This is a genomic window from Rhodovibrio sodomensis (assembly GCF_016583645.1).
GTDB lineage: Bacteria > Pseudomonadota > Alphaproteobacteria > Kiloniellales > Rhodovibrionaceae > Rhodovibrio > Rhodovibrio sodomensis.
In genome coordinates this window covers 1-9,334 of record NZ_NRRL01000157.1, presented here as the reverse complement: position 1 = coordinate 9,334, position 9,334 = coordinate 1, and the positions used below count along the sequence as shown (strand labels likewise).

Below are 9,334 nucleotides of genomic sequence, written 5' to 3'. Positions count from 1 at the left end.
GTCAAAAACCCGAAGAAAACTCCGATCTCTATCGTGAACGGAACCTGATCGAACGTGCTTTCAATCGAATGAAAGATTACAGACGCTTCGCTATGCGCTTCGACAAGCTGAAAGTAACCTTCGAAGCTACCGTGGCGCTGATCGCGATGCGCACATGGTTCCTATGATTTGAGTCCACACCCTAGCCAAGCGCCCCGCGCGCTCCGCCCTTCCGACAGCCCGCCGCCCGGGTGCCACCACGGCCATGGCAGCGGGTCCCTCTCCCGAGACGGGAGAGGACAGGTGAGGGTGGGACTCCTCGGCTACATCCGAGGAGTCCCACCCTCACCCTCCCACGCGCTGACGCGCGGGCCCCTCCCTCTCCCGTCAAGGGAGAGGGGATGCACGCCGCGCGCCCCCCAAGCGCCCCGGGGGCCGCTCAGTCGTCGCCGCCGTCCGCGGGCCCGCACAGCTGGCGCAGCAGCGCGCGCCTGCGGGCGAAGCCGGCCTCGGTCAGGACCACCGACTTCGCCTTCGACACCGGGTCGCCGATGTAGCCCTTTTCGTGCAGCCGGTCGGTCGCCTCCCAGTCGACCCCCTTCCAGACGCGCCAGGGCTCGCCCTTGCCCTGCTGGTGCGCGGTCAGCAGCAGCACCGCCAGCACGGCCGCGTCGACCCTGTCCTCGTCGAGCTCGAGGTCCCCCGGCTCCGCCTGCTCGCCGTCCTTCGCCGGCAGTGCCGGCCGGCGGTGCGCGGCGTCGTCCGGCGCGGCCGCCAGCCGCGGCGCCCGGCTGTCGCGCTCAGCCATCTCACCATCCTCCGTGCCAAGTCCAACCCCACGCCCCCAAGACTACCCGAAACGCACGCCCGCACCGAACCCCCGGGTTGCGCGTCCGCGCCCGTGTGCGCGATAAGCGGGGAGGGACAGCGCACCGGCCGCACGCGGGCGCGGTCCCACGCCGCCCGGCCCACACGGCCGGCACGTCAGGCGGGTTCGGGCGGGCGAACCCACCCGTTCCGCTTGACAACGATGGGCCCGTAGTTCAGCGGTCAGAACGCACCGCTCATAACGGTGTTGTCCCAGGTTCGAATCCTGGCGGGCCCACCAATCTTAGAAATTTTCCCCAGGCAACCAAACGAAATTTAGTATATCTTGTTGATTGATACGCGAATCACCACCCTCTCGAAGTCTTTCTTCTAAAAATCTTAAATCAAAGGATATTTCGGTCAGTATCGTATCTTTGTGACTTGGGGATAATCGAATTTTTGATCTATCTTCAAGCGCGTCGATAATATTGGAGAAATACTCTTGTACATTCATTAATACAGAATCGAGATACGGTAGCCGTTGTCCTGAATGTAGTAAGCTGTTACGGGTCCTGTATATTCTGTGAATCTGCCATGCGACTCTCTCCGTATGACGTTTTATGAATTTGTTAATAGAAGCTGGTGTCTTATGACTTTCGTGCAACAGGTGTAGTCGCCACAGAGCTAGCGGATTATCTGCCACCAGTTCGCATAATTTTAATCTAGTGCTTTCATGTTCAGTCGTGCACATGATTGATATAAATTTACCAATATCGGATTCAAAGTTTTTATCTTCTTTTAATAGCTCTAAAAACGCGCGGTCATAACTAGTTTTTAAATCTGAAAACAACCATGAGAAGTTTCTATAGGAGTAATATATTCCTGAGCACGCGGTCACATATTCGACATATGTAACGATTCTTGCGTTTTCGCTTGGATCAGGCAGTAAAACTTCTAAGGAGGACCAGACAGATACAAATTGAGTTTCAAGACTTTCAGAGTTAAATGCGTTCGAAAAACTGGTTAACGCGCGAAATACTTGCTGCTGGCTATTTTTATTCAGATGCTTGAAGATCGTATCGATCCGTCTTTCAGTGCGTGCAGTGGCCTCTTTGCTCGAAACTGAAGATCTTCGCAACAGAGGGGCTTGGTGTTGTCCGAGCGGAGAGCCAATATTGTTTTTGGGTTCATGAACAAAAATACGCTCGTCCCAAGAAAATCCAGATTCTGGGTTTATTGAATATATAAAAGATCTGTTTACATGGAGCATCGTAGATACGAAGTTTCGCGCCGCAGCGGGGTCTTTTTCTTCAATATCTTCTGCATATAGAAGACTTTTTCCCTTTCGATTCTGAAAAAATGATCTAGATTTATTTTTAATGTTATTGTCAAGATCGGCCAACCTTATCTCAGTAAAATCAAGGCTCGAAAATTGATTTAAGTATTGTTTAAACTTGTTCTCGACCCATACATAAGTCGTAAAATTGAAAACATCCTCGGTAAAGCAAGAGAGAAACTCTTCAAGGAGTTGGTCCGGTTCCCGTTGATTGGGATCCCCGGTTAGTAATATCTCGTTTATTATATGCCTAATGTATTGGCGAGTATATCCTATATTTATCAAATATGCGCCGAATTCACGGCAGAGCTTTTGCGTGTGCTCTTTGTGATGTGGGGTGTGTATTGCCTCTTTTAGTAATCTTTTAGCCGTTAGGGCATAGGAGTCGTCTAAATTGTCGCGAGCGTATGCGAAGAGGTCCCTTGCATCCTTAGGTTTTTCCTGAGCTTTAGTAAGTCGCTGGCATATGAAATCAGTTCTATTTTTGAGTATAGACTTCGAAATCGGATCGTTTTTTAAGGAATATATCATTTCTTGGACGATCGGTTTGACAGAGACAGGGTTTAGAGCCTGTTGTATAATTTGTTGAGTAGCAAGGTGGCCTTCGTACGCTCGGTGCAATGTGGATAACGCCGGGGTTCTGTAACTATCTGCAGTGTAATCAAAAAACATTTCGTCAAAAATCTGAGAGACAAATTGTATCCCCTGGTAATGCGCAGAAGATGGCCAATTGTTAGGAAGGGTCCGCATGGAACACTCTGACTGGTTGCGCTTATTGGTAACGGTTACGGTTTTTGCGTGTACCGGAATAGCCTGCTGCGCGCAAGAGCGGTGTTAGGGGGCCGCTTTCGATACCGATTTCCACGTCATAACAGGACAGGTGCGTCGGGATAAGGTTGAAGATAACCGCACCCAGCTAGAGATGTTCAGTTTTTGTGGTCGACTGTTCGGACAATCTTGACTTTGAACTGTATGAGGCAGGCAGCTAATCGCCGACTACGCACAGAACGCCCCATGCCCTTCCGCTTCCAGGAACTCGACTGTAGTCCGACCGATATCGGCACGCTGATTCTGCGCCGGCGGGTGGGAGCCGCGGATGGCAGCGTTCATGCACGAGATCAACCTGGGCGGGGATTTCGGGTGAACTCGGCGGTCAAGGCCTCCGAGGTGGCGCTGGGCGGGCGCGAACCCGGGGCTCTGGCATGACCTAGCCAGCGGGCGCCAGGGATCACGGGTGCGGCCCGGGCTGCACCGTGCGGGTCCACCGCCCGCAGGATGCCGACCAGCCCCCCGCCCGGCCGGCACCCCGCCAGCACCCTCATCCGGCGCGCGGCCGGCGTCGCCCGCGCGCCGGGTCGGCCGTCACGCCTTGGGCGCTACGACGTTTCCATGCCGTCGACGACGACCTTGGCGCAGGCGGAGGCGACCTGTTGCTTGTAGGCCTCCTTCACGTTGTCCACCCAGCCGGCCTCGATGACGTAGGTGTCGCGTTGCCAGCGGCTGCTGTCCTTCAGGCCGGCGTGCTTGTCGGGCTGCTGCTCGGCCTTGGCCACGCACACCGGGGTGAAGGCCTGCACGATCGCGGCCTCGGCGCTGTTCGCCTGCATGGTGCTGGCGGTGCCGGCCGTGACCCAGCCGCCGAACGCGAAGCCGACGACCATCGTCGCCACGGCGCCGCCAGCCGCGCCCAGCGCGACGGGCTTGGCCCATGTGGGGATGTTCATGTCTGATTTTCCTAACGAACAAGGGAGAAGCGTCTGACGTGCCGGGCGCGGTATCGAACAGGGCCTTGGGCCAGAGCCGCGGATCGTCACAAGCCGGCCGGCCGAAGCGCGCAAGCTTGCGCATCCGGCAACATCTCGTTTAACGAACGTAAATTATACTATGTTAAAAGTCAAGCGGCGGCCTTGGGCGCGGGCCGCGTGCGGGCCCGTCGTCCCGGCGTCCCCCTCGTCCCGGCGCCCCCCGTCGTCCCGGCGCCCAGGCCGTGCTAGGAAGGGGCTTCGTCCCGCAAGCGGAACAGAAGCTGCCATGGCCTCCCTCTTCCAGGAACTCGACTACCGCCCGACGGACCTCGGCACGCTGATCCTGCGCCGGCGATGGGAGCCGCGGCTGGAGGCGTTCATTCACGAGATCAAGCTGGGCGGCGATTTCGTGATGACCTCGGCGGTCACCGCCTCCGAGGTGGCGCTGGCCGAGCGCGGGCTGGCGGCGTTGGCGCAGAGCCGGCCGGCGGCGGCCCCCAGTGCGGCAGGGGCCGGCGGCTGGGCGGTCGCGATCGGCGGGCTCGGGCTCGGCTACACCGCGCGGGCCGCGCTGGCGGACGACCGGGTCGGGCAGCTGGTGGTGGTGGAGTATCTCGACGGCGTGCTCGACTGGCACCGCGAGGGGCTGCTGCCGCTCGGCCCGGAGCTGACCGGCGATCCGCGCTGCCGGCTGGTGCAGGGCGACTTCTTCGCGCTCGCGAGCTCGGCCGAGGGGGTGGACCCGGACACCCCCGGGCGCACGTTCGACGCGGTGCTGGTCGACATCGACCACTCGCCACGTCAGCTGCTCGACCCGCGCTCGGAGAGCTTCTACCAACCGGCCGGCCTGCGGCAGCTCGCCCGGCACCTGGCGCCCGGCGGGGTGTTCGGCCTGTGGTCCAACGACCGCCCGGAGGACGCGATCGTCGCGCGGATGGCGCAGGCGTTCGCGGCGGCCTGGGCCGAGCCCGTCACCTTCCACAACCCGCTGCAGGACAAGCCGTTCACCCAGACGGTCTATCTCGCGCGCACGGCCCGTTAGGGCGCGCATGGTAGATGGCGCGCGCGGCGCTTGATCGCGCCGGCGATTCCAGCCACACGACGGCGGTGATGAGCGACCGCGGATCTCCCGACACGGCAAACCGGCCGGCGCGCTACGACGCCGTCGTGCTGGGCGGCGGCGCGGCGGGGCTGATGTGCGCGCTGACCGCCGGCGCCCGCGGCCGGCGGGTGGCGCTGGTCGAGCACATGCCGGAGGTCGGCAAGAAGATCCTGATCTCCGGCGGCGGGCGCTGCAACTTCACCAACCTGGAGGTCCGTCCCGACCGCTTCCTGTCGAAGAATCCGCACTTCGCCAAGTCCGCGCTCAGCCGCTACACCCAGTGGGATTTCATTTCCCTGGTGAGCGACCACGGGATCGCCTGGCACGAGAAGACGCTGGGCCAGCTGTTCTGCGACCACTCGGCCCGGCAGATCGTCGACCTGCTGCTGCGCGAATGCGCCCAGGCCGGGGTCGCGGTGCTGACCAGCGCGCCCGTGAGGTCGGTCGAACGCGCGCCGGAGCCGGACGGCGGCTTTACCGTGCGCACGGACAGCCGCACCCTCAGCGCGCCCAGCGTGGTGCTGGCGACCGGCGGGCCGTCGATCCCGAAACTGGGCGCGACCGCGTTCGCCTACGAGCTGGCGCGCGACTTCGGCCTGCCGCTGATCGAACCGCGCCCGGCGCTGGTGCCCCTGACCCTGGGCCCGGACGACAAGCAGCTCGCCGCCCCGCTGTCCGGCGTGGCCGTCGACAGCGCGGTCAGCGCCAACGGCGTGCGCTTCCGGGAGGCCACGCTGTTCACCCACCGCGGCGTCTCCGGCCCGGCGGTGCTGCAGGCCTCCAGCTACTGGCAGGCGGCCGACCTGCACGCGGGCGCGCATCCCGGCGGCCGGAAGCGCGCGCGCAGCCAGCCGGTCGACCCGGCCGGCCTCCCGGTGCACTTCGACCTGCTGCCGGCGGTCGGCGATCCCGACTGGCTGGTCGCCGCCAAGGCCGAGCGGCCGCGCCAGCAGCTCGCCACCGTGCTGGCGGAGGTGCTGCCCCAGCGCCTGGCCCAGCGGTTGGCCCAGGAGTTGGCGGGCCAGCTGGCCGACGGCCAGGGCGCGCGCCCGCTCGCCGAATGGCCGGACCGGGAGCTGCGGGCGATCGTCCGGCGGCTGAAGGACTGGCAGCTGGTCCCCGCCGGGACCGAGGGTTTCGCCAAGGCGGAGGTGACGGTCGGCGGGGTCGACACCGCCGCGCTCGACAGCCGCACGATGCAGGCGCGCGCCGTGCCCGGCCTCTATGTGATCGGCGAGGCGGTGGACGTGACCGGCTGGCTCGGCGGGTATAACTTCCAGTGGGCCTGGTCGTCCGGCTGGGCCGCCGGCCAGGCGGTCTGAGGGCAACGGGCGTGCTTCGACACGCCGCCTTTGGGCGGCTGCTCGGCATGACGTCAGTGTTTTTGTGACTAAAGTTTTTGACGTCATCCTTGAGCAGGCTTGCGTCAGCAAGCCGTGTCGAAGGACGCCTGACGGGTATCGGGCCCATGCAGACCTACCTCCCCCTTGCCCCCGCCGCCAAGGGGATGAGGGGAACCCGCCGTTGCGCCGTGCCACCGCGAGCAACGCACAGCAGGGACGACGATGACCGGTTTCGAGATCATGATCCTGGGCAAGTTGGGGCTCACCTTCGGCGGGCTGCTCGGCTTCGGGCTGTGGCAGCTCTGGCGGCTGCAGCGCGAGGGGTACTGAGCGGCGCACTTGCCGATCGGGGGGTGGCAGCGCCGGGCAGGCGGCTTACCTGTTGGACGGGCGGCGCGTTAAACGGGCGGCGCGCGAACTCTCAGCCAGGCGCGGGCGTTTTCTCGGAACAGCCCCCACCATCAGCGAGGGACGGTCATGGCACAGGCGGCGAGCGGACCACAGGCAGCGGGCGCGGCGGCGCGGCGCATCGACCTCGCGGAGCTGGCGGAGCATGCGCTCGCAATCGCCGACGACCGCGGCTGGAACGGCGTTGCCCTGCGCGAGGTCGCCAAGCGCGCCGGGCTGTCGCTGGCCGCACTCTACCGCCACTGCCCCAGCAAGTGGGCGCTGATCCGCGCCTACGCCCGGCGGATCGACGACCAGGTGGCCGACAGCATCGAGCCGGAGGATCTGGAGGAGCCGGCCAGGGACCGGCTGTTCGAGGTGCTGATGAACCGGTTCGACGCGCTGGGCGACCACAAGCCGGCGATCCGCTCGATCCTGGACTGCACGCTGCGCGACCCGGGGCAGGCGTTCGGCGGGTACACCCAGCTGCGCCGGTCGATGACGCGGATGCTGGAAGCGGCCGACATCTCGACATCCGGGGTGCGCGGCGAGCTTCGGATCAACGGGCTGGGCGGGGTCTACCTGCTGGCGCTGCGCACCTGGCTGGACGACGACAGCGCCGATCTGTCCAAGACGATGGCCGCGCTCGACGGCTACCTGCGCCGGGTCGAGCGCCCGGCCGAGGTGCTGGAGGGCCGCGAGCGGGCGCGCGACGTGGTCCGCGACGCGGTCAAGGACAGCCCGGTGGGCCGCGGCCTGTCGCGGATGGTGACCGCTGGCGGCGGCGACGACGCCAGCGGCCCGGTGATCGAGGGCGCGGCGACCGAGGTCCCCGACCCGCCCGGCGCGGACCCGCGCGACGACGGCGCCGGCGGCGGCGGCCCGCTCGACGATCCGCGGCGCGGACCGGGGTCGGCGGCGGTGCATTGACGCCCGGGCGCGGACGGCGCGCGGGGCCCGGCCGTCCCAGACGCCGCGGTTAACCTTTGTCTTTCGCAGTGCAAAACGGCGGGGCGGATGCGCCCTGCCGTACAGGCTTGAACCCTGGGCCGTTTTTCGCTCCTTGAAAGTTTTGTGCACCGCACAAATATGTGCTTGACAGCGGCAATGGTGCGCTGCAAATACCAGGGCCGACGGCACGGCGCTGGCGCACGCGGCCGCAACGTTTTTACGGAGGGATCAGACGATGGCGAGCAAGACCGGCAACCCGTTCCTGGATCAGAACTTCACCGAGATGTTCGATCCGCGGAAGTACATGGATCAGTTCCAGGTCCCCGGCCTGGACAACAAGGGCTTCATGGAAGCCCACCGCAAGAACATCGAGGCGCTGACCGAGGCCAACCGGGTCGCGTTCGAGGGCGCCCAGGCGATGGCGCGCCGGCAGACCGAGATCGTCCGCGAGGCGATGGATGAGGCCGCCAAGGCGATGACCCAGGTCCAGGGCGCCGGCTCCAACGAGGAGCGCGTGGCCAAGCAGACCGAGATCGCCAAGAATACCTTCGAGACCGCGCTGAAGCACGCCCGCGAGCTGGCGGAGATGAGCGCGAAGTCGCAGAACGAGGCGCTGGAGCTGCTGAACAAGCGCGTCGCCGAGAGCTTCGACGAGATGCGCGACAGCATGCAGACCGTCGTCAAGCAGAGCGAGAAGGCGACCGGCCAGGCCACCAAGGCGGCGCAGAACGCGGTCCAGACCGCCACCAACGCCGCCAACGGCACCGGCCAGACCGGCACCGGCCAGACCGCTACCGGCGGGACGAGTTCCAGCTCCGGGTCTTCCAAGAGCAAGGGCGGCTCCTCCTCCAGCGTGAACGCCAACTAAGCGCCGCTGAGAGGATCGCCGTCCAAACCGGACGGCAGTCGGACGAGCAAGCCGGGCCGGCGTCCCACGAGGGGATGCCGGCCCGGTTTTTTTGTGGACGGGCAGGAGCGGCCTTGTAGCCTGCTTCGACACGCCGGCCTTATGACCGGCCATTCAGCATGATGAAGTTGGCTTTAAACAACTGATAAAACACACTTTTAATCCTGAGTTAGGACGCCGAAGGCGTCCGTGTCGAAGGTTCCCGAACGGCCGGTCGGCGAGGACTGGAACTCCCGGCCCGCGTGCGGTAGGTCTTTACATGTTGAGCCCATCAGCTGCCGGCGACACCCAAGGCCCGCGATGACCGACGACCCGGCGCCCGAGATCGGGATCGACGATTTCCTGAAGGTCGACGTGCGCGTCGGCACGGTGACCGACGTGGCGGATTTCCCCGAAGCCAGGCGGGCGGCCTACAAGCTGTGGATCGACTTCGGCCCGCTCGGCACCCGCAAGACGTCCGCGCAGGTGACCGCGCACTACTCCCGCGAGGATCTGCTCGGCCGGCAGGTCGCCGCCGTGGTCAATTTCCCCGCCAAGCAGATCGCCAAGTTCCGCTCGGAATGCCTGGTTCTCGGCTTCCCGGACGCGCACGGCGATGTCGTTCTGATCGCCCCCGAGCGCCCGGTCCCGAACGGCGGCCGGCTGTACTAAGGACCTGAAAAGCAAGAAACGAATCGAAGGCTGGGTGAATTTGCCAGAATAGAATCGGCGTATAGGCGGCATGATCGGGCGCAGGTTGGTAGGTTTGGGGTATGGGTAAGTTCGAAGACCTTCGCG

Annotated in this window: 9 protein-coding genes and 1 tRNA gene; 7 read left to right on the top strand and 3 right to left on the bottom strand. The window is 64.1% G+C overall.

Translation table 11 applies throughout. From position 1 onward, the window contains the following. Window positions 1-167 (top strand): transposase (locus CKO28_RS25335; protein WP_200342701.1); only part of this gene is annotated, 167 nt, incomplete at its 5' end. A gap of 251 nt (window positions 168-418) precedes the next feature. Here CKO28_RS25335 and CKO28_RS25330 read toward each other — a convergent pair. After that, complete coding sequence (locus CKO28_RS25330; protein ID WP_200343834.1) at window positions 419-787, bottom strand: DUF6429 family protein; 369 nt, start codon at window positions 785-787, stop codon at window positions 419-421. 224 nt (window positions 788-1,011) lie between these two features. Between CKO28_RS25330 and CKO28_RS25325 the strand changes: the two genes are divergently transcribed. Next, window positions 1,012-1,087, top strand: a tRNA-Ile gene (locus tag CKO28_RS25325). A 3-nt stretch (window positions 1,088-1,090) separates the two neighbouring features. Here the strand turns inward: CKO28_RS25325 and CKO28_RS25320 are convergent. Then, on the bottom strand, window positions 1,091-2,872 hold the full coding sequence (locus CKO28_RS25320) for a hypothetical protein (RefSeq protein WP_200343832.1): 1,782 nt from the start codon (window positions 2,870-2,872) through the stop codon (window positions 1,091-1,093). Between the two features lie 626 nt (window positions 2,873-3,498). Then, a complete protein-coding gene (locus CKO28_RS25310; protein WP_200343828.1) occupies window positions 3,499-3,846 on the bottom strand; it encodes a hypothetical protein in 348 nt (115 codons plus the stop codon). 307 nt (window positions 3,847-4,153) lie between these two features. On the opposite strand from CKO28_RS25310, the gene CKO28_RS25305 reads away from it, so the two are divergent. From CKO28_RS25305 to CKO28_RS25285, 5 genes are all read left to right on the top strand, one after another. Continuing rightward, window positions 4,154-4,909: a polyamine aminopropyltransferase gene (locus CKO28_RS25305; protein ID WP_200343826.1), complete on the top strand. Its 756-nt coding sequence runs from the start codon at window positions 4,154-4,156 to the stop codon at window positions 4,907-4,909. A gap of 14 nt (window positions 4,910-4,923) precedes the next feature. Then, the gene (locus CKO28_RS25300) at window positions 4,924-6,291 is read left to right on the top strand and encodes a BaiN/RdsA family NAD(P)/FAD-dependent oxidoreductase (protein WP_338050243.1); all 1,368 of its coding nucleotides are present in this window, start codon (window positions 4,924-4,926) and stop codon (window positions 6,289-6,291) included. 498 nt (window positions 6,292-6,789) lie between these two features. Further along, entirely contained in the window at window positions 6,790-7,629 is an 840-nt protein-coding gene (locus CKO28_RS25295) for a TetR family transcriptional regulator (protein WP_200343824.1), read from the top strand. 256 nt (window positions 7,630-7,885) lie between these two features. After that, window positions 7,886-8,518 carry a phasin family protein gene (locus tag CKO28_RS25290; RefSeq protein WP_200343822.1) on the top strand — a complete coding sequence of 211 codons (633 nt, stop codon included), beginning with the start codon at window positions 7,886-7,888 and terminating at the stop codon, window positions 8,516-8,518. 339 nt (window positions 8,519-8,857) lie between these two features. Continuing rightward, window positions 8,858-9,208, top strand: a complete 351-nt coding sequence (locus CKO28_RS25285; RefSeq protein ID WP_200343815.1) for a tRNA-binding protein — start codon at window positions 8,858-8,860, stop codon at window positions 9,206-9,208. Window positions 9,209-9,334 lie beyond the last annotated feature (126 nt).

Excerpts from the sequence above, each read along its gene's own strand:
- CKO28_RS25290 (WP_200343822.1), top strand. The coding sequence starts at position 7,886 with ATGGCGAGCAAGACCGGCAACCCGTTCCTGGATCAGAACTTCACCGAG.
- CKO28_RS25330 (WP_200343834.1), bottom strand. The coding sequence starts at position 787 with ATGGCTGAGCGCGACAGCCGGGCGCCGCGGCTGGCGGCCGCGCCGGAC.
- CKO28_RS25305 (WP_200343826.1), top strand. The coding sequence starts at position 4,154 with ATGGCCTCCCTCTTCCAGGAACTCGACTACCGCCCGACGGACCTCGGC.
- CKO28_RS25300 (WP_338050243.1), top strand. The coding sequence starts at position 4,924 with ATGGCGCGCGCGGCGCTTGATCGCGCCGGCGATTCCAGCCACACGACG.
- CKO28_RS25295 (WP_200343824.1), top strand. The coding sequence starts at position 6,790 with ATGGCACAGGCGGCGAGCGGACCACAGGCAGCGGGCGCGGCGGCGCGG.
- CKO28_RS25285 (WP_200343815.1), top strand. The coding sequence starts at position 8,858 with ATGACCGACGACCCGGCGCCCGAGATCGGGATCGACGATTTCCTGAAG.
- CKO28_RS25320 (WP_200343832.1), bottom strand. The coding sequence starts at position 2,872 with ATGCGGACCCTTCCTAACAATTGGCCATCTTCTGCGCATTACCAGGGG.
- CKO28_RS25310 (WP_200343828.1), bottom strand. The coding sequence starts at position 3,846 with ATGAACATCCCCACATGGGCCAAGCCCGTCGCGCTGGGCGCGGCTGGC.